Raw genomic sequence first — 22,705 nt, forward strand, 5'->3', positions numbered from 1 at the left:
CTTCAGGCGGTGGCGGCGTGGGCGGCGGCGGCGAGGCTGCGCGCGGTCTCGTGGCTCAGGTCGCTGACCTGGCCGTCGATGATGTGCACGTTGCGCTGCGCGCGCGCCGCCAGTTCCGGGTCGTGGGTCACCATCAGGATGGTGGTGCCGGCGGCGTTGATTTCCTCGAGCAGCTCCATCACGCCGCGCGCCATCTGCGAGTCGAGGTTGCCGGTGGGCTCGTCGGCCAGCAGCAGGCGCGGCTCGCCGGCCAGCGCGCGGGCGATGGCCACGCGCTGCTGCTGGCCGCCCGACAGTTCGGCCGGGTAGTGCTTCATGCGCGAGGCCAGGCCCACCTGGGCCAGCGCCTGCTCGATGCGGCGGCGGCGCTCGGCGGCGCCGAAGCCGCGGTAGCGCAGCGGCACGTCGACGTTGTCGAACAGGTTGAGGTCGGGGATGAGGTTGAAGCCCTGGAAGATGAAGCCCAGCTTCTCGTTGCGCAGGCGCGAGCGGCCGGCGTCGTCCAGGCCACGCACGTCCACGCCGTCGAGCTTGTACTCGCCGCCGGTGAACTCCTCGAGCAGGCCGGCGATGTTGAGGAAGGTGGTCTTGCCCGAGCCCGAGGGCCCGGTGACGGCGACGAACTCGCCTTCCTTGACGTGGATGTCGAAGCCGCGCAGCGCGTGCGTCTCGATCATGTGGGTGCGGTAGACCTTGCTCAGGTTCTGCATGCGAAGCATCGGGGTGTCCTCGTCGCGGTAAGGGGAATCAGTCGTTGATGGCGACGCGCTCGGCGTCGGCGAAGGTGTCGGTGCCGGAAATCACCACGCGCTCGCCCGGGGCGATGCCCTCGAGGATCTCGACCTCGCCGACGCTGGTCGCGCCCAGGCGGATCGGACGGCGCACGGCGATGCCGTTCTCGATGACATAGGCGAAGCGGCCGCCCAGCTGCTCCACGAAGGGGCCGCGGGCGAGCTTGACCACGTCGGGCTTCTCCTCGAACAGCACGCGGGCGGTGACGCGCTGGTTCTGGCGCAGGCCGGCCGGCTGCTCGCCGCTGAAGCGCACGCGCACCAGCACCTGGTTGTTCACCACCTCGGGCGAGATGGCCGAGATGGTGCCGGCCTGGGTGGCGGCGCCGATGCGCACGTCGGCACCCATGCCCAGGCCCAGGTCCTCGGCATAGGACTCGGGCATCTCGATCTCGACCTCGAGGCGGCTCAGGTCCACCACCGTCATCAGCGGCGCGTTGGCCGGCACCACGGCGCGGTCGGCGATGGAAAGCGTGCCGATGATGCCGGCCACCGGCGCGCGCACGTTGAGCTCGTCCACGCGGCGCTCGAGGTTGGCGGTGACCAGGCGCTGGCGTTCGAGCAGCTGCTCCTGGGTCTTGAGCGCGAGCGCCACGTCCTGGGTCTCGAGCCCGGAGGCGCTGGCCGCGTGCCTGGCGCGGATGTCGGCGCTGGCCATGGCGTCCTTGGCGCGCAGGAACTCGACCTGGGCGATGGCGCCCAGCTCGTAGCCGCGCTCGGCGCGCTGCAGGTCGCGCAGCGCGGCCAGGCGGGTCACCTCGGCGTCGTCGGCCTCGCGCTGGGCCAGCAGGCTGGCCTTGCGGGCCAGGATGCGCTGGCGCGCCACCTCGGCCTCGAGCTGGGCCAGGGTGGCCTGCTCGCGCTGCAGTTCGTTGCGCAGCTCGGGCGAGTCGATTTCGGCCAGCACCTGGCCGGCCTCGACGGTGTCGCCGGCCAGGATCTTCAGCGCCACCGTGCCGCCGGCCGGGGCGTAGAGCGTCGGGCTCACCGCCGCCACCACCCGGCCGTTGGCGCTGGCGTCGCGCACGAGCAGGCCGCGGCTGGCCTCGGCGATGCGCAGGCGGTCGGCGGAGACGGCGCGGGCGCTGCCCAGCCAGCCGCTGAGCACCCAGCCCAGCAGCACCAGCGCCAGCACGGCGGCGCCGGCCAGCCACAGCGGGCGGCGCGAGGCGGGGACCTGGGCGGTGGAGAGGCTGCGGTCCTGGGCGGAGGTGTCGCGGATCATCGGGCGTCCTGGCGTGGGGTCTGCCAAAGACGTTGCAAAGCCCGTGCCAACACCTAAGTCCCTGATTCAAATGGATTCCCGCGCCGTCCGCGGCGTCCGCGCCGGGCCTGTCCGGACGCCCGCCGGACGCCGGCGCCGCCCCTGCGAAACCTTCGCCCGCGGAAAGCCACAACCATCACTTAAACTTCCCGGCCTACCCCCCAAAGGAATGGATCCTCCATGTGCGGAATCGTCGGCATCAGCGCCCAACGGCCCATCGTCCAGCACCTGATCGCCGGACTGGCCGCGCTTGAGTACCGCGGCTACGACTCGGCCGGCGTCGCCCTGGTGGGCGCCGACGGCATCGCCCGGCTGCGCGCCAAGGGCAAGGTGCGCGACCTGGTGGCGCTGCAGGCCGAGACCGGCCTGGACGGCGCCTGCGGCATCGCCCACACCCGCTGGGCCACCCACGGCGTGCCCAGCGAGCACAACGCCCACCCGCACGTGTCGGGCCAGGTGAGCCTGGTGCACAACGGTATCATCGAGAACCACGCCGCGCTGCGCGCCGAACTGCAGGCGGAGGGTTTCGAGTTCTCCTCGCAGACCGACACCGAGGTCGTGGCCCACCTGCTCGAGCGCGCCCAGCGCGCCGGCCTGGGCCTGCTGGCTGCGGTGCAGCAGGTCGTCAAGCGCCTGCACGGCGCCTACGCCATCGCCGCCGTTTCGGCGCGCGAGCCGGGCGTGGTGGTGGGCGCGCGCTACGGCGCGCCGCTGATCGCCGGCCTCGGCGAGGGCGAGCAGTACCTGGCCTCCGACGTGCATGCGCTGCTGCCGCTGACCAAGCGCTTCATCTACCTCGAGGAAGGCGACGTCGCCGAAGTCACCGTTGATGGCATCCGCGTGTTCGACGCCGAGGGCAGGCCGGCCGCACGCGAGGTGAAGGAATCGCACTTCAGCGCCGACGCGGTCGAACGCGGCGAGTACGCGCACTACATGCTCAAGGAAATCCACGAGCAGCCGGTGGCCGTGGCCGATACGCTCGAGGGCCGCATCGCCGGCGGCAAGATCCTCACCCAGATCTTCGGCGTCGATGCCGAGCGCCTGCTGGCCGACACCCAGGCCGTGCATATCATCGCCTGCGGCACCAGTTACCACGCGGGCCTGGTGGCGCGTTACTGGATCGAGCAGCTGGCCGGCGTGCCCTGCACGGCCGAGATCGCCAGCGAATACCGCTACCGCGACCCGGTGGTGAAGGAGGGCACGCTCTTCCTGACTATCTCGCAGTCGGGCGAAACCGCCGACACCCTGGCGGCGCTGAAGCTGGCGCGCGAGCGCCCGTACCTGGCGCGCATGGCCGTGTGCAACGTGCCCGAGTCGTCGATCGTGCGCGAGTCGGAGCTGGTGCTGATGACCCGCGCCGGCCCCGAGATCGGCGTGGCCTCGACCAAGGCCTTCACCACCCAGCTCGTCGCCCTGGCGCTGTTCTCGCTGGCGCTGGCGCGGGCCAAGGGCCTGGACGAGGCGCGCTACGCCGACGGCGTGCGCCAGCTCGAGAAGCTGCCGGGCCACATCGCCGAAGTGCTCAAGCTCGACGAGGAAATCCGCGAGCTGGCCGGCCACTTCGTCGACAAGCAGCACGCGCTGTTCCTGGGCCGCGGCACGCACTGGCCGGTGGCCATGGAAGGCGCGCTCAAGCTCAAGGAAATCAGCTACATCCACGCCGAGGCCTACGCCGCCGGCGAGCTCAAGCACGGCCCGCTGGCGCTGGTGGACGAGGACATGCCCGTCATTGCCGTCGCGCCCAACGACCGCCTGATCGACAAGCTCAAGTCCAACCTCGAGGAAGTGCGCGCCCGCGGCGGCCAGCTCTACGCCTTCGTGGACGAGACCGTGGCGCACGGCCTCGACGCCGCCCGCGTGGTGGTGCTGCCGGCCGCCGGCGAAATCGCCGCGCCGGTCATCTCCACCATCCCGCTGCAGCTGCTGAGCTACCACGTGGCCGTGCAACGCGGCACCGACGTGGACCAGCCGCGCAACCTGGCCAAGTCGGTCACGGTGGAGTGAGGCCGGGCGCGTGAACGCCACGCCGCCCGACCACGACCCGCGCCCGGTCGAGCCCGAAAAGCCGCTGCCGGGCGATTGCTGCGACGGCGGCTGCAGCCCCTGCGTGCTCGACGCCTACGCCGAGGCCATGGACGACTACCGCGAGCGCCTGGCGCGCTGGCGCGCCCGCAACCCGGGCGCCGACTGAGGCCCCGCGGGGCCCGGCGCCGGTGGCAAAATGGCCGCCCTGAACCCGCCGAGCCTCCGACCATGCGCGTCTGCGTCTATGCCGCCTCCAGCGCCAGGGTGGCGCCCGAATACCACGCCGCCGCGCGCGCGCTGGGTGAATCGCTGGCGCAGGCCGGCTGCAGCGTCGTCTACGGCGGCGGCTCGACCGGCCTGATGGGTTCGCTGGCCGACGGCGCGCTGTCGAAGGGCGGCGAAGTCATCGGCATCCTCCCGAAGTTCATGGCCGACCTCGAGTGGGGCCACCCGGGCCTGACCCACCTCGAGCTGGTCGAGGACATGCGCGAGCGCAAGCACAAGCTGCTCACCGGTTCCGACGCGGTGGTGGCGCTGCCCGGCGGCTGCGGCACGCTCGAGGAGCTGTTCGAGGCGATCACGCTCAAGCGCCTGGGCATCTACTTCAACCCGATCCTGCTGCTCAACGTGCGTAATTTCTACACGCCGCTGCAGGGCTTCATGCAGCAGGTGATCGCCGAGCACTTCATGAACCCGGGCCACGAGGCCATGTGGCAGCTGGTGGATTCGGTCGAGCAGGTGCTGCCGACCATCCGCGCCACGCCGCCCTGGCGCGAGGACGCGCGCGAGTACGCGGTGGTGCGCTAGCGGCTCAGTCCTCGTCGCGCGACGAGGAGGGGTCGTCGAAGCCGAAGTCGCCGCCGGCCATCGCGCCCTCGTCGTCGCCGTCGAGGTGCACGGTCTTCACCGGCGCGGCGGCCGGCATGCGCTTGCCCTTGGGCAGCGGCAGCTTGGCCACTTCCTCGCCCGCGGCCAGCACCAGCTCGCTGCGGCGCTCGTCGGGGATTTCCTGCCAGTGGCAGCCGACGATGGCGCCCTCGAGCGCGTAGAGCAGGTTCAGGCTGGGCTTGAAGCCCGCGCGCTTGACGCGCACGTAGGCGGCGAGCGCACCCACGGCCTCCAGGTCTTCCTGGGTGCGGATGCCGGTCTGGCGCAGCCACGCGGCCGATTTCGGGCCGATGTTGCGCAGTTTGGTGCCTTCGGTCATCGCGTCGTCCCCTGCCGGCGGGTTCAGGCCGGTTGCAGCGATTGTATGAACGCAGCGGCGATGGCTTCGAGGCCAGCCTGGTCGTCGGCGTCGAAGCGATCGAGCAGGGGGCTGTCGAGGTCGAACACGCCCACCAGCCTGTCGCCATCGTACAGCGGCACCACCAGCTCCGAGCGCGAGGCTGAGTCGCAGGGGATGTGGCCCGGGAACGCGTCCACGTCCGGCACGCGCTGCGTCTGGCGCGTGGCGGCGGCGGTGCCGCAGACGCCGCGGCCGAGCGCGATGCGCACGCAGGCCGGGTGGCCCTGGAAGGGCCCGACCACCAGTTCGTTGCCGTCGTAGAAATAAAAGCCCACCCAGTTCAGGTCGGGCAGGGCATGGAACACCAGCGACGAGAGGTTGGCGGCGTTGGCGGTGCGGTCGTGCTCGCCGTGCATCAGGCCGCGGGCCTGCTCGAGCAGCTGGGCGTATTGCTCGGCCTTGCTGCCGCTGAGGGTGGACTGCGCGAACATCGGCGCTCCATCGTGAAGGGTCGGGGCGCTATTGTATGCACGCGCGCCCGGGGGCGCGGGGGATGCCCATGCAATGGTCCGTTGAACAACTGGCGACGCTGCCGCGCGAGGACGGCTTCCGGCTGCGCGGGCAGCAGGTGACGCGCCTGGAGACCTTCGTCGACGCCGCCTTCGCCTTCGCGCTGACACTGCTGGTGATTTTCTTCGAGACCCTGCCCACCAGCTTCGACGAGCTGCGCGAGGCCCTGCGCCGCGTGCCCACCTTCGTGTTCTGCTTCGTGCTGCTGGCGCTGTTCTGGAGCGCGCACAACCGCTGGAGCCGGCGCTTCGGGCTCGACGACGCCACGTCCACCGTGTTCTCGCTCGGCCTGGTGCTGGTGATGCTGGTGTATGTCTATCCGCTGCGCATGGTGGTCTCGAGCGGCCTGTGGCTGGCCACCGGCGGCTTCGTGCCCACCGAGCTGGTCATCACCGGCCCCGGTGCGCTGGTCGACCTGCAGTGGGCCTTCGTCATCTACGGCGTGGGGTTCGGCCTGATGGCCTTCACCCTGCTCATGCTCAACCGCCACGCCCTGCGCCGGGCCGAGGCCCTGGGCCTGGACGAGCTCGAGCGCCACGACGCCCGCACCGACCTCGTCATCCAGGCCATCCTGCTGGCCAGCGCCCTGGTCAGCATCGCCGCCAGCGTGGTGATGATGCAGGTGCCCCCCGCGCACGTGGGTTACCTGCTCAGCGGCCTGCCGATGTTCACCTACCCGCTGCTGGGCGTGATCGTGCCGATCTACGGCACGCGCCGGCTGCGCTCGCGCCCGCGGGTGGCGGCGTGAAGCGCGGCTGCTTCGTCACCGGCACCGACACCGGCGTGGGCAAGACCTTCGCCAGCGCCGCGCTGCTGCACGCGCTGCGCCGCGACGGCGGACCCGCCGTGGGGATGAAGCCGGTGGCCAGCGGCTGCGAGCGCACGCCGCAGGGCTGGCGCAACGAAGACGCGCTGGCGCTGCAGGCGGCCAGTTCGCCGCGGCCGGACTACCTGCTGGTGAATCCCTACGCCCTGCCCGAGCCCACCGCGCCGCAGATCGCGTCGGCCCTGGCCGGCGTGAAGGTCGAATTGCCCACGCTGCTCGCCGCGCACGCGGCCCTGGCCGGCCTGGCCGGCGGCCGCGTGCTGGTCGAGGGCGTGGGCGGCTGGCTGGCGCCGCTGGCCGATGGCCTGGAGCAGGCCGACCTGGTGCGCGCGCTCGACCTGCCGGTGGTGATGGTGGTCGGCCTCAAGCTCGGCTGCCTCAACCATGCCCGGCTCACCGCCCGGGCCGTCACGGCCGACGGCTGCCGCTTCGCCGGCTGGATCGGCAACGCCGTCGAAGCGCCCGGCCCGCATTCGGCGGCCTACCTCGACCTGCTGCGCGCGGCCCTGCCCGGGCCCTGCCTGGGCCTGCTGCCGTACTCCCCGGGCGCCGGCCCGGCGGCCCTGGCCGCGAATCTGGCTCCGGGCTGAACGCCCCGGCCCGGAAGGGGCCGAAACCCGCCAAAACAGGCCATCAGTTGGCTTGACAGTCGCGGCTTCAAACCTAGAATGACCGTTCACTCTTTCCCGCCCGTGCCCTCCGGCACCGGCAACGCTTCCCCATTTCGAGGCTTTCCATGTCCTTCCCCGCCCGTTCCTGGCGCCCCCTGGCGCTCTCCGTCGCCGCCGCCCTGATGCTGGCCGCCTGCGGCGGCGAGCCCGCCCCGATGCAGATGCCGGCCCCCGAGGTCACCGTGGTCACGCTCAAGGCCCAGCCGGTGCCGCTGGTGCGCGAGCTGGCCGGCCGCACGGTGCCCTTCGTGGTGGCCGAGGTGCGACCGCAGGCCACGGGCCTGGTGCAGCAGCGCCTGTTCGACGAGGGCGGGCTGGTGAAGGCCGGGCAGGTGCTCTACCAGCTCGACGACGCCAGCTACCGCGCCGCCCGCGACGCCGCCGCCGCCAACCTGGCGCGCGCCCGCGCCTCGGCCGAGTCGGCCCGCCTGGCCGCCCAGCGCTCGACCGAGCTGGTCGCCGCCAAGCTGGTGAGCCAGCAGGACCACGAGCGCGCCCTCGCCGCCGCCGCCGAAGCCGCCGCCGACGTGGCCGCCTACCGCGCCGCGCTGCAGTCGGCCGAGGTGAACCTGGGCTACACCCGCATCAGCTCGCCGATCGCCGGCCGCGCCGGCAAGTCCTCGGTCACCCAGGGCGCGCTGGTCACCGCCAACCAGGCCCAGGCGCTGGTGACGGTGCAGCAGCTCGATCCGATGTACGTCGACCTGTCGCAGTCGGCCGCCGAACTGCTGCAGCTGCGCAAGGACATCGAGGCCGGCCGCGTGGAGCAGGACGGCATCGCCGCGCGCATCGTGCTCGAGGACGGCAGCGAATACGCGCACGCCGGCGCGCTGGAGTTCACCGACGTCACCGTCGACCCGGGCACCGGCAGCTACGCGCTGCGCGTGCGCGTGCCCAACCCCGACAACCTGCTGCTGCCGGGCATGTACGTGCGCGCCGTGGTCGAACTGGGCGTGCGCAACGACGGCGTGCTGGCGCCGCAGCAGGGCATTACCCGCGACCCGAAGGGCCATGCCACCGCGATGGTGGTCAACGCCGAGGGCAAGGTCGAGGCGCGCACCGTGCAGGCCAGCCGCACGGTCGGCGACCAGTGGCTGGTGGATTCGGGCCTGCAGGCCGGCGAACGCGTCATCGTCGAGGGCCTGCAGAAGGTGCAGCCGGGCGCCGATGCGCGCGCGGTCGAGGCCGGCGCCGCGCCGGCCGCCGGCGCCAACGCCGAATAAGTAAGGAATCCCTCGCATGGCAAGGTTCTTCATCGACCGCCCGATCTTCGCCTGGGTGATCGCCATCATCATCATGCTGGCCGGCGTGCTAGCGCTGACCCAGCTGCCGATCTCGCGCTACCCGACGATCGCGCCGCCCTCGGTCACCATCAACGCCAGCTACCCCGGCGCCTCCGCGCAGGCGGTGGAGAACTCGGTGACCCAGATCATCGAGCAGGCCATGACCGGCCTGGACGGCCTGGACTACATGTCCTCGACCTCCGACTCCAACGGCTCGGTCACCGTCACGCTCACCTTCGACTCGGGCACCGACCCGGACATCGCCCAGGTGCAGGTGCAGAACAAGCTGCAAGTCGCCTCGGCGCTGCTGCCGCAGATCGTGCAGCAGCAGGGCCTGAACGTGAACAAGGCCAGCGCGGGCTTCCTGCTCGTGCTGGGCTTCGTGAGCGAAGACGGCTCGATGGACCGCAACGACATCAGCGACTACGTGTCCTCGACCATCGTCGACCCGCTCAGCCGCGTGCCGGGCGTGGGCGGCGTGCAGGTGTTCGGCGGCAAGTACGCCATGCGCATCTGGCTCGACCCGGGCAAGCTCAACGCCTACCGGCTGGCGCCCAACGACATCGTCGCGGCCATCCAGGCCCAGAACGCCCAGGTGGCGGTGGGCCAGCTCGGCGGCACGCCGGCCATCGACGGCCAGCAGATCAACGCCACCATCACCGGCAACGAGCGCCTGCAGACGCCGGAGCAGTTCCGCGAGATCGTGCTGCGCTCGGGCGCCGACGGTTCGGTGCTGCGCCTGGGCGACGTGGCCCGGGTGGAGCTGGGCTCCGAGGGCTACTCGGTCATCAGCCGCTACAACGGCAAGCCCGCCAGCGGCGTGGCCGTGATGATGACCAGCGGCGCCAATGCCCTCGAAACCGCCGACGGCGTGCAGGCGCTGATGGAGCAGCTGCGGCCGACCTTCCCGCCGGGCCTGCGGGTGGTCACGCCCTTCGACTCCACGCCCTTCGTGCGCGTGTCGATCAACGAGGTCGTCAAGACCCTGATCGAGGCGGTGGTGCTGGTGTTCCTGGTGATCTTCCTGTTCCTGCAGAACTTCCGCGCCACCCTCATCCCCACCATCGCCGTGCCGGTGGTGCTGCTGGGCACGCTGGCGATCCTGCTGGCGCTGGGGTTCTCGATCAACATGCTCACCATGTTCGCCATGGTGCTGGCCATCGGCCTGCTGGTGGACGACGCCATCGTCGTGGTCGAGAACGTCGAGCGCGTGATGAGCGAGGAAGGCCTGAGCCCGCTCGAGGCCACGCGCAAGTCGATGGACCAGATCACCGGCGCCCTGGTGGGCATCGGCCTGGTGCTGTCGGCGGTGTTCGTGCCGATGGCCTTCCTCGAGGGCTCCACCGGCGTCATCTACCGCCAGTTCACCGCCACCATCGTCTCGGCGATGGGCCTGTCGGTGCTGGTGGCCATCATCCTCACGCCGGCGCTGTGCGCCACCATGCTCAAGCCGCTCAGGAAGGGCGAGCACCACGGCCAGAAGGGCTTCTTCGGCTGGTTCAACCGCAAGTTCGAGCAGGGCAACCGCGGCTACCAGGGCGTGGTGCGCCGGATGATCGGCCGCACCGGCCGCTTCCTGGCCGTGTACGTGGCGCTGGCGGCGGCCATGGCCTGGGTGTACTCGAGCGTGCCCTCGGCCTTCCTGCCCGACGAGGACCAGGGCGTGCTCTTCACCGTGGTGCAGACGCCGGTGGGCGCCACCCAGGAGCGCACCGCCGCGGCGATGCAGCTGGTCGAGGACCACTACCTGCAGAACGAATCGGAGCACATCGAGTCGGTGTTCGCCGTGCAGGGCTTCAGCTTCGGCGGCAGCGGCCAGAACAACGCCATGGTGTTCGTCAAGCTCAAGGAGTGGGACGAGCGCACCACGCCCGAGTCGACCGTCGACGCCATCATCGGCCGCGCCTACGGTGCGTTCTCGCAGATCAAGGACGCCATGGTGTTCGCCTTCCCGCCGCCGCCGGTGATGGAGCTGGGCACCTCGGGCGGCTTCAACCTCTACCTGCAGGACGTGACCGGCCAGGGCCACGAGGCCCTGATGGCGGCGCGCAACCAGCTGCTGGGCGCGGCCGCGCAGAGCCCGCTGCTGCAGGGCGTGCGCCCGAACGGCCAGGAAGACCAGCCGCAGTTCCGCATCGAGGTGGACACCGCGCGCGCCGCGGCGGCCGGGCTGTCGATCGCCGACATCAATTCCACGCTGTCCGTGGCCTGGGGCGGGCGCTACATCGACGACTTCATCGACCGCGGCCGCGTCAAGCGCGTCTACGTGCAGGCCGACGCGCCCTACCGCATGGTGCCGGAGGACTTCGGCAAGTGGTACGTGCGCAATGCCGACGGCGAGATGGTGCCCTTCACCGCCTTCGCCAGCACGCGCTGGGAGTACGGCTCGCCGCGCCTGGAGCGCTACAACGGCATGCCGGCGGTGAACATCACCGGCCAGCCGGCGGCGGGCGTGTCCTCGGGCGACGCCATGGCCGAGATGGAGCGCCTGGCCGGCGAGCTGCCGCGCGGCTTCGCCCTTCAGTGGAGCGGCGCCTCCTACCAGGAGCGCGTGGCCGATGCGCAGACGCCGCTGCTGTACGCGCTGTCGCTGCTGATCGTGTTCCTGTGCCTGGCCGCGCTGTACGAGAGCTGGACCATCCCGACCTCGGTGCTGCTGGTGGTGCCGCTGGGCATCCTGGGCGCGGTGCTGTTCACCTGGTTCCGCGACCTCTCGCGCGACGTCTACTTCCAGGTCGGCCTGCTGACCACGGTGGGCCTGTCGAGCAAGAACGCCGTGCTGATCATCGAGTTCGCCAAGGCCAACGTCGGAAAGGGCATGGACCTGGTGGAAGGCACGCTGGCGGCCATCCGCGACCGCCTGCGCCCGATCCTGATGACCTCGATCGCCTTCGGCTTCGGCGTGCTGCCGCTGGCCATCGCCTCCGGCGCCGGCTCGGGCGCGCAGCGTGCCATCGGCACCGGCGTCATCGGCGGCATGCTGTTCGGCACCTTCCTGGGCATCTTCTTCATCCCGCTGTTCTTCGTGGCGGTGCGGCGACTGTTCGCGCGCAAGGAGCGCCCGGCATGAGCCCGATGCCGACCGGCGGCGGCGCCAAGGCCAGGGCGCGCCAGGAAAGCCAGCGCGCCCGCATCCTGGAGGCGGCGCGCAAGTGTTTCTCCGAGGGTGGCTTCCACGGCACCGGCATGTCGGCCATCGCCCGCGAGGCGGGCATGAGCCAGGGCCTGATCTACCGCTACTTCACCAACAAGGCGGCGATCATCCAGGCCATCACCGAAGAGCAGCGCGAAGAGCGCCGCGAGGCCCTGGCCGGCATCGCCACCTGTTCGGAGCTGGTGGAGAGGCTGCTCGAAAAGATCGACGCCTGGCGCGAGTCCGGCACCAGCGGTCCCTGCGAAGGCGGCTTCGATGCCGCGATGTTCCTGGAGGTCTCGGCCGAGGCCACCCGCGATGCGGACATCGCCGCGGTGGTCATGTCGCAGGAGCCGCAGATCTGGGAGGACTTCGAATCGCTCGTGCGCCGCAGCGCCGAGGTCGCTGGCAAGCCGCTGGACGCCGATGCCCTGCGTCGCCGCACAGTGGTGATGCGCTGCCTGGTCGATGGCCTGATCCTCTGCTACGTGCGCGACCCGGGCCAGGACCGCGAAGTGCTGCGCAAGAGCCTGCAGGAAGCGGTCACCGCCCTCTGCCTCTGAGGGCGGACTTGCCCCCGCCCCCGCGCGGGCCTAGGCTGGCCCCAGCCCACCCGCTGGAGTCCGTGCGATGCGTAGCTCGCTGATCCGCCTGCTGTCCGTGGTGCTGTTCCTCCTCCCGGCCTTGGCTTCCGCGCAGGCGCCGGTGTCCTACGAGGGCAAGACCGTCCTGGTCACCGGCTCCACCGACGGCCTGGGCCGGGAGCTGGCGCGCGAGTTCGCCGCCGAAGGCGCCCACGTGATCGTGCATGGCCGCAACGCCGAGCGCGGCCAGGCCCTGGTGGACGAGATCAACGCCTCGGGCAAGGGTTCGGCGCGTTTCATCGCCGCCGACTTCGCCTCCCTGCAGGAGGTGCGCGACTTCGCCGCCACCGTGGCCCGCGACACCCCGAAGCTCGACCTGCTGGTGAACAACGCCGGCGTGGCCTTCCGCGACGGACAGCGCCGCACCAGCCGCGACGGCCACGAGCTGCAGTTCGCCATCAACTACCTCGCCGGCTGGATCCTCGTGCACGAGCTGCGGCCGGCCCTGAAGGCGGCCGCGCCCTCGCGCATCATCAATGTCTCCTCGGGCAGCTCCGCGCCCATTGACTTCGACGACGTGATGCTCGAGCAGCCCGGCGCCGCCCGCCGCGGCTACGGCCAGAGCAAGCAGGCCCAGGCCACCATGACCAAGGCGCTGGCGCCCTCGTTCCTGGCCGACGGCATCACCATGATCTCCCTGCACCCGGCCACGATGATGGACACCACCATGGTGATCGGCATGGGCCTGGAGCCGCGCAGCAAGATCGCCGATGGCGTGGCGCACGTGATGGGCCTGGCGCGCGCGCCGACGCTCGAACCCGGCGCGTTCTACCTCGAGAAGGGCGAACCGCGCGACACCATGGACCCGCAGGGCCAGGATCCGGAGGCCCAGGCGAAGCTGCTGGCCCTGAGCGCCGAACTCACCGGCGTACCCGCCAAATAGCCGGCGACATCCCGAATCCCTGCAGGAGGGGCTTCAGCCCCGAAGCTTTTCAGCCCGGCCCGGTATACCGGCAGCCCGAAGTGCAGGTCTCATGCACCACCACCGCGCTCAGCAGCGGCAGCGCCGGCTTGAGCTTGTCCCAGATCCAGATCGCGAGGTTCTCGCTGGTCGGGTTGTCCAGGCCGTCGATGTCGTTGAGGTAGTGGTGGTCGAGCTGGTCGTAGAGCGGCTTGAAGGCCGCCTTGATGTCGCCGAAGTCCATCACCCAGCCGGTGTGCGCGCCGACCTCGCCCGAGACGTGCAGTTCGACCCGGAAACTGTGGCCGTGCACGCGCGCGCACTTGTGCCCCTCGGGCACGTTCGGCAGCCGGTGCGCGGCCTCCAGGGTGAATGACTTGAAGATGTCCATGGCCGCCATTCTACCGGGCGGCCGCGCCCGGCGCCGGTCTCGCCGCCTGAGACATCCTCGCGGCAAGCTGGCCACCGTCATCGGCTAGGCTGTAGGGGATGAGCGGGGACTGGAAGCAGCGCGCCAGCGAGGGGATCACGGTGTTCCGGGCCAGCCGCCTGGAGGCGCTGCTGGTGCCGCTCGACCATTTGCTGGTGCTCCAGCCCCCCGAGGGCCTGCTGGCGCCGCAGACGGTGGTGGCCGCGCACCCGGGCATGCGCCAGTGGCTGGCCGGCGCGCTGGCCGCGCGGCGCGGCGCCGGCGGCATCGTCGCCAACCTCGACATCCTGCTGCCTTCGGGTTTCCTCGACCGCCTCGCCGGCCAGGTGCTGGGGCAGGGCGCCACCTCGCCCGCGGCCTGGCGCCGGGAACACCTGCGCTGGCGCCTGTTCGCCCTGCTCGAGCGCAGCGACGACGCCACCCTGCGCGCCGCCCTGGAGGGCGACGACACCGGCCGCCGCCGCTTCCAGCTGGCCGACCGCCTGGCCCGCATCTACTCGCAGTACATGGCCTACCGCCCGGACTGGCTGCGCGACTGGGCCCGCGGCCGGCCCGGCTTCGACCAGGCCGGCTTCCACCCGGCGCTGTGGCGCGCCCTGCGCCAGGCCGTGGGCCTGCCGCACCGCGGCGAGCGCCTGGCCGGGCTCGAGCAGGCGCTCACCGGCGGCCAGCCCGACATCGGTGCGCGCGAGCCGCTGCATGTGTTCGGCCTCAGCCACCTCGCACCGGCCGAGCTGCGCGTGCTGCATGCGCTGGCCGCGCACCGGCCGGTGGTGTTCTACGTGCCCGATCCCTGCCGCGAATTCTGGGGTGGCCTGAAGACCGAGCGCGCGCGCCTGCGCGAGCTTGCCGACGACCCGCACTCGCGCAGCGCCGAAGACACCTTCCTCGGGCAGGCGCATCCGCTGCTGGCGGCCTGGGGCCGGCTGGGCCAGCACTTCATGCTGCAGGTGCAGGCGCTCGACGCCGCCGTGGACATGCGCCACTACCGCGACGAGCAAGACCACGACCGCGAGCCGGCGGACCTGCTCGAGCGCCTGCAGGAAAGCCTGCGCCGCCTCGACCCGGCGCTGCTGGCCACGGACCCACGCACGTACGCCGCGCGCCGCGAAGACGCCTCGCTGCGCGTGCACGCCTGCCACACCCGCCTGCGCGAACTCGAGGCGCTGCGCGACGCGCTGCTGCAGGCCCGCCGCGACGACCCGACCCTGCTGCCCGGCGACATCGTCGTGATGGCGCCCGACATCCGCGCCTACCTGCCGCTGCTGCCGGCGGTGTTCGGCGCGCCCGGCGATCCGTCCGTGCCGCTGCCCTACCACCTGGCCGACGTGCCGACCGGCCGCGCGCAGCCGCTGCTGGCCGCGTTCCGCCAGCTGCTGGGCTTCGTGGTCTCGCGCGGCACGGCGCCGGAGCTGCTCGATCTGCTCGCGCAACCCGACATCGCCCGCCGCCTGGGCCTGGACGAAGACGGCCTGATGCGCCTGGAGCAGGCGCTGGTCGGCGCGCGCGCCGCCTGGGGCTTCGACCCGGCCGCGCGCGCGGCGCTGGGCGTGCCGGGGATCGAAGAGCACACGCTGTCGTGGGCGATGGACCGGCTCGTGGCCAGCCACGTGCACGGCGAGGACGACGCGGCCAGCGTGCTGCAGGTCGGCGGCGAACGCATCGCGCCCGTGCCCGGCGTGGCCGGTGCCGGCGCGGTGCTGGGCGCGCTCGACCACGCACTGTCGCAGATCGCCCAGCTGCGCGCCGACGCCGCGCGCCCGCGCCCGGCCAGCGCCTGGGCCGCGCGCCTGGAGTCGCTGCTCGACGCGCTGTTCCAGGCCGATCCCGCCGATGCCGGCGCGCGTGATGCCCTCGACACCCTGCGCGCGGCGCTGCGTGCGCTCGCCACCGAGCCCGCCGAGGCCGGCCTCGACCCGCCGCTCGATTTCGCCATCGTGCGCGCCTGGGTCGAAGAGCGCCTGGCCGCCGTGCCCGAGCGCCAGCGCTTCCTGGCCGGCGGCATGACGGTGTGCGGCATGGTGCCGCAGCGCGCCATTCCCTTCCGCTTCGTCGCCGTGCTGGGCCTCAATGAAGGCGACTACCCGCGCCAGGACCCGGACGCCGGCCTCGACCCGATCCGCCGCGAAGGCCTGCGCCGCCTGGGCGATCGCGACACCCGCAGCGACGACCGCTACCTGTTCCTGGAAACCGTGATGGCCGCGCGCGAGCGCCTGCACCTGTCGTGGCTGGGTTACGACGCGCGCGATGGTTCGCCGCGCAACCCGGCCGCGCCGCTGGCCGAGCTGGTGGCGGCGCTGCCGAACGCCACCGAAGCCGGCGCGACGCCGCCCTGGCGCGTGGACCATCCGCTGCAGCCCTTCGATGCGGCGTACTTCGGCGCCGATCCGGCGCTGCGCAGTTCCAATCCCGCCTTCGCGGCGATGGTGGGCGGCGCGCCGGACGCGCCCGCGCTGCTCACGCCGCTGCCTGGCGGCGGCCACGACGGCGGCGAGCTGTCGCTCAGGCGCGTGCTGGCCTGGTGCCGCGACCCTTCGCGCACCCTGCTGGCCGACGGGCTCGGCGTGCGCCTCGATGCGCTGTCCGAGCGCCGGCTCTCGGCCGACGAGCCGCTGGACGCGAAGCTGGAGGTGTTCGATCGCCAGGTGCGCGCGCTGTGCGAGGCGGCGCTGTCCGAGCAGGGTTACGAATTCAACGCGTCGGCGCCCGAGCACCTGGTGCTGGGCGGCGTGCTGCCGCCGGGCGCGTTTGGCGAGCAAGCGTGGGAAGCGGAGCTTGAGGCCGCGAAGGGCTTGGTCGAAGTGGCGCGTGCGCGCGACGACGCGAGGGCGCTGCTCGAGCCCGTGCTCGCGCCGCCGGTGCAGCCGGACATCGCGCGCGAAGTGGCCGGCTTCCAGCTGCTCGGCGAGCTCGACAACGTGCGCGGCGGCGAGGGCTGGCTGTTCGCCACCGGCATCTTCCCGAACGTGGACAAGGAATCGGCGCTGGATTTCCGCCAGCGCCTGCCGCTGTTCCTGGCCTGGGCGCTGTGCCGCCTGGCGCCGGAGAACGCCCATCGCCGCGTGCGCGTACTGGCGCTGGTGGGCAAGGCCGGCAAGGGCGGCAAGCCCGCGGCTACGCCCTGGCAGGACGCGCTGGCGGCCTGGGACGAGCGCTTGCTCGCGGCCGATGCGTCCACGCGCGAGACGATGCTCGCCACGCTCGAAGGCAAGCTCGGCTTCGTTCTCGCCGCCGCCGCGCGCCCGGCCACCGATCCGTGGCCCTACTTCCCGCGCACCAGCTGGGCCCTGGCCAACGACAAGGACGCCGACGACGCCTGGCCGCGCGAGCGACGCTACGCGCCGGGCTACACGCGCCTGCTGGGTCGCGGCATCGAACCCGACGAGAACGAGGCCTGGCGCGTCGCGCTGGCCGACCTCGGACTGGCCCTGAAGATGGCGATGGACCCCGACGAGGAGGGCGCGGCGTGAGCGGCCCCGTCACCGTCGCGCACTGGCGTGATCTCCCGCTCGGCCCCGGCGGCCGGGCCCTGGTCGAGGCCAGCGCCGGCACCGGCAAGACCTGGACCATTGGCGTGCTGTGGTGGCGGCTGCTGCTCGAGCCGGCCGAGCCGCTGGCGGTCGGGAAAATCGTCGTCACCACCTTCACCGACGCCGCCGCGCAGGAGCTGCGCGAGCGCCTGCGCCAGCGGCTTCACCAGGCGCTGGCGCTGGCGGCGGCGCGCCCGGCGCCGGAGGCCGCGAAGGGCGAAGACGAGGCCTGGCTGCTCGCGCGCTGGATGGGCGACGACGCCACCCACGCCGAAGACCTGCGCCGCCTGCGCCTGGCCCTGGCCGACTTCGACCGCGCGCCCATCCGCACGCTGCACGGCCTGTGCCAGGGTATCCTGGCCGAGCACCCGCTCGAGAGCGGCCACGGCACCGAACCGGCCGAGCCCACCTCCGGCGCCGCGCTGCTCGACGAACTCGCGCGCGACGCCTGGCGCGTGCTGCGCCAGTCCGACGACGACGCACTCAAGCGCGCGGGCGAGCCGGACATGAAGCTCTCGACCTTCAGCGCGAAGCTGCGCGCGCTGCTGCGGCCGGGCGTGCGCATCGAGCTGGGCCCGGACCTCGACGAGCTGCGCGCCAGCGTGCCTGCGGGGTGGAGCACGTCGCTTGTGGAGCTGCTCGAGTCGCGCGGGCTGTTCCAGCCGCGCAAGTCGGCGCTGCGAAATGCGCTGTACGCACTGGCGGAAATGCTGCGCGGCGAATTCGACAAACTGACCGACGCCAGCGCCAAAAACCTGCGTGCCTTCGACATCGAAGACCAGGTGATCGCCGAACGCGTGGCGGAGTTCCGTGGCCATCCGGCCATCGTGCAGGCGCTGCAGCTTTTCGCGCAGGTCGAGCTGGTGGCCACCCGGCCGCAGCGCGCGTTCTGGATCGAACAACTCGCCCGCGTCACCGCCTGGCGCGACCAGCGCCTGGCCGCGCGCGGGCAGACCACCTTCGACGAAATGATCCGCCAGGCCCACGCCGCCGTGGCCACGCGGCCGGCGCTGGCCGACGCGCTGTTCGCCGACTGGCCGGTGGCGCTGGTGGATGAGTTCCAGGACACCGACGACCAGCAGTACGGCATCCTCGACCGCCTCTATCGCGACGCCGAAGGCCAGCCACGCGGGCGGCTGGTGATGATCGGCGACCCCAAGCAGGCCATCTACGGCTTCCGCGGCGGCGACGTGCACGCCTACCTGCGCGCGCGCCAGCACGCGGGGCACCGGCTGTCGCTGGACACCAACCACCGCTCCTCGCCGGCATTGGTCGAGGCAGTGAACGAGCTGTATGCCGCGGCCGGCAAGCCGCTGAACGCGCGTGGCGACGAAGCCATCTGCTACGAGACGGTCAAGGCCAGCGGCCGGCAGGCCAACACGCCGTATCTCGTCGGCGGCCAGCCCGTGGCCGCGCCCCTGGCCCTGCACCTGTGGCGCAATCCGCCCGCCTCGCAGCCCGAGCGCAAGCGCGAGGCGCTCAAGGCCTGCGCCGCGCAGATCGCCGCGCTGCTGGCCGACCCCGCGCAAACCATCGACCGCCAGCGCGGGAAGGACATCGTGCGCGAGCGCCTCGCGCCGGGCGACATCGCCGTGCTGCTGCCCACCAACAACGACATCAGCGCCCTGCGCGCCGAACTGCTGCGCCTGAACGTGCCCTGCGTCGGCGGCGCGCGCGCCAGCGTGTTCGACAGCGATTGGGCCTTCGAGCTGCAGGTGCTGCTGCAGGCCCTGGCCAGCCCCGAGGACGAAGGCGTGCTGCGCGCCGCCGTGCTCACGCGGCTGTGGGGCGGCACGCTGGCGCAGGTGGCGGCGCTGGCCGCGGGCGAGGACGCCGGCGACGCCATCGGCGAGCGCCTGCAGCCGCTGCGCGCGCTCTGGCGGCGCGAGGGCGTGCTGGCCGTGGTGCTGGCGCTGGCCGAAGCTGCGGCGCCGCGCCTGCTGGCGCATGCCGGCGGCGAGCGCGACCTCACCGACCTGCGCCACCTGGGCGAGCTGCTGCAGCAGCAGGCCGAAGCTGGCCTGGGCCCGCACGCGCTGCTGGCCTGGCTGGCCGAACAGCGCCTGGACGAGGACGGCGAGGCGCCCGACAGCGAGGAGCGCCAGCTGCGCATCGAATCCGACGCGCGCCGCGTGCAGCTGATGACCCTGCACCGCGCCAAGGGCCTGGAGTTCCCGGTCGTGTTCCTGCCGCTGATGTGGGCCCACGCCTGGGTCGATGTCCAGGGCCGCGCGCCCTGGCTGCTGCCCGCGGAGGGCCAGCCCGGCCGTGAGGCGCGCTTCGACCCCGCCGCGCGCGAGCTGGCCAAGCACGAAGCGCAGGACGAACGCTTCCGCGTGCTCTATGTCGCGCTCACCCGCGCCATCCACGCCTGCCATGTCTACGTGCTGCCGCCGGACCGGCCCAAGGACAAGCAATCGTCGGCGCCGCGCACCGACCCCGAGCGCTCGCCGCTCGATGCGATGCTCGAATGCCTGGGCGTGCCGGCCACCACGCCGGCGCTGCCGGGCACGCAGTGGTGCGAGGGCTGGCCCGCCGAGGCTGCCCCGCTGCCGCGCGACAGCGAGAAGGGTGCGCAGCGCGAGGCGCTGCCGATGCCGCCGCCCGCGCGCCTGCGCCAGCGCCTGAGCTTCACGGCCCTGGTCGGCGGCGCCCGCCGCAGCGCCGAGGAAGAAGCGCCGGCTGACGACGAGGCCGCGGCGCTGGCGCCCGAGCCGCTCACCGATACCCACGATGCCCCGCATCCGGCGCTGCTGGCGCTGGCGGCGGTGCGCGGCCCGGCTTTCGGCAACGCCGTGCACCTGGCCTTCGAGACGCGTGAGCACGGCAAGCCGCTGGCGCAGCAGACCGCGCTGCTGTCGCGCCAGCTGGCGCAGCACGGCGTGCGCGCCGCCGGCGAGCCGCTCGAGGCGCTGGTGCCGCGCCTGGCCGCGCAGCTCGACGCCGCGCTGCAGGCCGAACTGCTGCCGGGCCTGCGCCTGGGCGAGGTCGCGCAAAGCGCGCAGCGCGCCGAGATGGCCTTCCACTTCAAGCTCGACGGCGCGCGCCTCGACGCCCTACGCCAGGCCTGCGCCGCGCACGGCGAGGCCGGCCTGGTGCCGCCGCTGGCCTTCGGCGAGCTGCGCGGCCTGATGACCGGCAAGATCGACCTCGTGTTCGAACACGCCGGCCGCGTGCACGTGCTCGACTACAAGGGCAACTGGCTGGGCGAGCGCCTGGCCGACTACCAGGGCGCCGCGCTGGTGCAGGCCATGGACCAGCACCACTACCGCCTGCAGGCGCTGCTCTACACCGTGGCCGTGCATCGCTACCTCGGCCAGCGCCTGGCCGGGTATTCGCCCGAAACGCACCTGGGCGAGGCGATCTACCTGTTCGTGCGCGCCGCCGGCCACGCGCCCGGCGCCGGCGTCTGGACCCAGGCCTTCGACCCGGCGCTGGTGCGCGCGGTCGATGCCGTGTTCGCGAGCGCGGAGGTGGCGGCATGAGCCACGTCGACTACCGCCTGCAGCCGCGCATCGACATCCAGGGCCGCCTGCCCGAACGCGCCCTGGCCCGCGCGCTGGCGCGCTGGGTGCTGGGCCACGGCGGCAGCGAGCCGCTGGCCGCGCTGGCCGCGCGCGCCGCGGTGGCCGAACTGCACGGCGACACCGCGCTGCCGCCGCTGCCTGCGGAAGAAGCCGGCGCGCTGCGGACGCAGCCGCTGGTGGGCGATGGCCGCACGCGTACGCCCTTCGTGCTCGACGCGCAGAGCCGCTTCTACCTGTGGCGCAATTTCCTGCACGAAGGCGAAGTGGCCGGCGCGCTCGCCGCGCTGCTCGCCGAAAGCACGCCGCTGGGCATCGACGAGGCCGAACTGGCCGGACTCTTCCCCGGCGGCGACCCGGCCACCGACGGCCCGCAGCGCGCCGCCGTTCGCGCCGTCGGCGGGCGCCGCCTGCTGGTGCTCACCGGCGGCCCCGGCACCGGCAAGACCACCACCGTGCTGCGCATGCTGCTGCGCCTGCTGCGCGACGGCATCGCCGCCCGCGACGGCATCGCCGTGGCCGCGCCCACCGGCAAGGCCGCGCAGCGCCTGGTGCAATCGCTGCGCGACGAAGGCGAGCGCCTGCGCGGCTTGCTGCCGCCGGCCTGGGCGCAGCACCTCGACGCCCTGCCCACCGCCAACGCGCTCACCGTGCACCGCCTGCTCGGCTGGTCGCCCAGCCGCAACCGCTACGCCCGCGGCGCCGACGATCCGATCGCCGCCGGCGTGGTGGTGGTGGACGAAGCCTCGATGCTCGACCTGCACCAGCTGCGCGCCCTGCTGGCCGCGCTGCGCCCCGGCGCCACGCTCGTGCTGGTGGGCGACGCCGACCAGCTCGACCCGGTCGGCGCCGGCTCGGTGCTGATGGACCTGGTGGCCGTGCTCGAGGCCCGCGATGCGGCCGCCCTGGTGCGCCTGCGCCACAGCTTCCGCTCGGTGGCGCCGCTGGTGCGCCTGAACGAATCCGTGCGCGCCGGCGACCCGGCCGCGTTCGAGGCGGCGCTGGCCGGTTCCGAAGGCGTGGCGAAGGCGCACGCGGTGGAAGACGCCGCTGCGCTCGCGCGCCGCCTGCGCGACTGGAGCCTGGCGATTTCCGCCGACGGACCGCCGACCGCGCTGCCCGACGACCCCGACGCCGCCGCACAGGCGGCCACCGCCGCGCTGCGCGCACTCGCCGACCGCCAGCTGCTGTGCGCGCTGCGCGACGGCCCCTTCGGCGCCGAAGCCGCCAACGAGGCCATCGAGCGCCGCCTGCACCAGACCTGGGGCGTGCCGGCCGATGCCGCCTGGTACCCGGGCCGCGTGGTGATGGTGACGCGCAACGACTACGGCGCGCGCCTGTTCAACGGCGACGTCGGCCTGTGCCTGCGCGACGCCGATGGCCGCCTGCGGGTGTGGTTCGCCGCGGCCGGCGGCGAGGGCGTGCGCGCGCTGCCGCCGGCGGCGCTGCCCGCGCATGCGCCGGCCTTCGCCATCACCATCCACAAGGCCCAGGGCAGCGAGTACGGCCACGTGGCGGTGCTGCTGCCGCCCGATCCCGAGCACCGCATCCTCTCGCGCCAGCTGCTCTACACCGGCCTGTCGCGCGCCAAGCGCTCGGTCGAACTGTGGGCGCCGGCGGCCAGCACGCTGGCCGCGCTTTCGCGGCGGATGGCCCGCGCCGGTGGCCTGGCGGCCCACCTGTCGGCCCGCCTCGGCGACGCGCCCACGCCCTGAGGCCACGCGCGGTGTTGCGCCTGGCAGGACGATGCGTTTGCTTGCATCGTGCGCGAACGCGCTGCAACGCCGGTTTCGGGCGAGGGCCACACATCGCCTTCACGCCGCGCCCTGCGGCCTCACCGCGCCTTGATGCGCCGATGCCCAAGGTCGCGCCCTCAATCGAACGG

The 22,705-nt window shown here is 72.7% G+C and carries 17 protein-coding genes; 12 read left to right on the forward strand and 5 right to left on the reverse strand.

Annotated elements, in window-relative coordinates:
* Window positions 1–2: 2 nt before the first annotated feature.
* Both ABS41_RS04755 and ABS41_RS04760 read right to left on the reverse strand, forming a co-directional pair.
* Window positions 3–719 (reverse strand): ABC transporter ATP-binding protein, encoded by a 717-nt coding sequence (locus ABS41_RS04755; protein ID WP_290591397.1) that lies wholly within the window; start codon window positions 717–719, stop codon window positions 3–5.
* A 28-nt stretch (window positions 720–747) separates the two neighbouring features.
* Window positions 748–2,016 carry an efflux RND transporter periplasmic adaptor subunit gene (locus ABS41_RS04760; RefSeq protein WP_290591399.1) on the reverse strand — a complete coding sequence of 423 codons (1,269 nt, stop codon included), beginning with the start codon at window positions 2,014–2,016 and terminating at the stop codon, window positions 748–750.
* A gap of 219 nt (window positions 2,017–2,235) precedes the next feature.
* Between ABS41_RS04760 and glmS the strand changes: the two genes are divergently transcribed.
* From glmS to ABS41_RS04775, 3 genes are all read left to right on the forward strand, one after another.
* The gene (gene glmS / locus ABS41_RS04765) at window positions 2,236–4,059 is read left to right on the forward strand and encodes a glutamine--fructose-6-phosphate transaminase (isomerizing) (protein ID WP_290591401.1); all 1,824 of its coding nucleotides are present in this window, start codon (window positions 2,236–2,238) and stop codon (window positions 4,057–4,059) included.
* A 10-nt stretch (window positions 4,060–4,069) separates the two neighbouring features.
* Window positions 4,070–4,246, forward strand: a complete 177-nt coding sequence (locus ABS41_RS04770) for an oxidoreductase-like domain-containing protein (RefSeq protein ID WP_290591403.1) — start codon at window positions 4,070–4,072, stop codon at window positions 4,244–4,246.
* A gap of 62 nt (window positions 4,247–4,308) precedes the next feature.
* Entirely contained in the window at window positions 4,309–4,887 is a 579-nt protein-coding gene (locus ABS41_RS04775; RefSeq protein ID WP_290591405.1) for a TIGR00730 family Rossman fold protein, read from the forward strand.
* Between the two features lie 4 nt (window positions 4,888–4,891).
* Here ABS41_RS04775 and ABS41_RS04780 read toward each other — a convergent pair whose 3' ends face one another.
* The gene (locus ABS41_RS04780) at window positions 4,892–5,287 is read right to left on the reverse strand and encodes a TfoX/Sxy family protein (protein WP_290591408.1); all 396 of its coding nucleotides are present in this window, start codon (window positions 5,285–5,287) and stop codon (window positions 4,892–4,894) included.
* Window positions 5,288–5,310: 23 nt separating this feature from the next.
* Window positions 5,311–5,799 carry a GAF domain-containing protein gene (locus tag ABS41_RS04785; protein ID WP_290591410.1) on the reverse strand — a complete coding sequence of 163 codons (489 nt, stop codon included), beginning with the start codon at window positions 5,797–5,799 and terminating at the stop codon, window positions 5,311–5,313.
* A gap of 68 nt (window positions 5,800–5,867) precedes the next feature.
* Between ABS41_RS04785 and ABS41_RS04790 the strand changes: the two genes are divergently transcribed.
* From ABS41_RS04790 to ABS41_RS04815, 6 genes are all read left to right on the forward strand, one after another.
* Window positions 5,868–6,626 (forward strand): TMEM175 family protein, encoded by a 759-nt coding sequence (locus ABS41_RS04790; protein ID WP_290591413.1) that lies wholly within the window; start codon window positions 5,868–5,870, stop codon window positions 6,624–6,626.
* The gene (gene bioD / locus ABS41_RS04795) at window positions 6,623–7,294 is read left to right on the forward strand and encodes a dethiobiotin synthase (RefSeq protein ID WP_290591415.1); all 672 of its coding nucleotides are present in this window, start codon (window positions 6,623–6,625) and stop codon (window positions 7,292–7,294) included. The genes ABS41_RS04790 and bioD overlap by 4 nt, the downstream gene beginning before the upstream one ends.
* A gap of 146 nt (window positions 7,295–7,440) precedes the next feature.
* On the forward strand, window positions 7,441–8,598 hold the full coding sequence (locus ABS41_RS04800; RefSeq protein ID WP_290591417.1) for an efflux RND transporter periplasmic adaptor subunit: 1,158 nt from the start codon (window positions 7,441–7,443) through the stop codon (window positions 8,596–8,598).
* Between the two features lie 16 nt (window positions 8,599–8,614).
* Complete coding sequence (locus tag ABS41_RS04805; RefSeq protein WP_290591420.1) at window positions 8,615–11,728, forward strand: efflux RND transporter permease subunit; 3,114 nt, start codon at window positions 8,615–8,617, stop codon at window positions 11,726–11,728.
* Window positions 11,725–12,354 carry a helix-turn-helix domain-containing protein gene (locus ABS41_RS04810; RefSeq protein WP_290591422.1) on the forward strand — a complete coding sequence of 210 codons (630 nt, stop codon included), beginning with the start codon at window positions 11,725–11,727 and terminating at the stop codon, window positions 12,352–12,354. The genes ABS41_RS04805 and ABS41_RS04810 overlap by 4 nt, the downstream gene beginning before the upstream one ends.
* 67 nt (window positions 12,355–12,421) lie before the next feature.
* On the forward strand, window positions 12,422–13,318 hold the full coding sequence (locus ABS41_RS04815) for an SDR family NAD(P)-dependent oxidoreductase (protein WP_290591426.1): 897 nt from the start codon (window positions 12,422–12,424) through the stop codon (window positions 13,316–13,318).
* 49 nt (window positions 13,319–13,367) lie between these two features.
* Here the strand turns inward: ABS41_RS04815 and queD are convergent, their stop codons facing one another.
* Window positions 13,368–13,727 (reverse strand): 6-carboxytetrahydropterin synthase QueD, encoded by a 360-nt coding sequence (gene queD, locus ABS41_RS04820; RefSeq protein WP_290591429.1) that lies wholly within the window; start codon window positions 13,725–13,727, stop codon window positions 13,368–13,370.
* 98 nt (window positions 13,728–13,825) lie between these two features.
* On the opposite strand from queD, the gene recC reads away from it, so the two are divergent.
* The 3 genes from recC to recD are packed head-to-tail and all read left to right on the forward strand — an operon-like array spanning window position 13,826 to window position 22,535.
* A complete protein-coding gene (recC, locus tag ABS41_RS04825) occupies window positions 13,826–17,236 on the forward strand; it encodes an exodeoxyribonuclease V subunit gamma (protein ID WP_290591431.1) in 3,411 nt (1,136 codons plus the stop codon).
* Complete coding sequence (locus ABS41_RS04830; protein ID WP_290591433.1) at window positions 17,233–20,781, forward strand: UvrD-helicase domain-containing protein; 3,549 nt, start codon at window positions 17,233–17,235, stop codon at window positions 20,779–20,781. The genes recC and ABS41_RS04830 overlap by 4 nt, the downstream gene beginning before the upstream one ends.
* On the forward strand, window positions 20,778–22,535 hold the full coding sequence (gene recD, locus ABS41_RS04835; RefSeq protein ID WP_290591434.1) for an exodeoxyribonuclease V subunit alpha: 1,758 nt from the start codon (window positions 20,778–20,780) through the stop codon (window positions 22,533–22,535). Before ABS41_RS04830 ends, recD begins: the two co-directional genes overlap by 4 nt.
* The last annotated feature ends 170 nt before the right edge of the window (window positions 22,536–22,705 follow it).

This window comes from Arenimonas sp. SCN 70-307, from assembly GCF_001724815.1.
Lineage (GTDB): Bacteria > Pseudomonadota > Gammaproteobacteria > Xanthomonadales > Xanthomonadaceae > Arenimonas.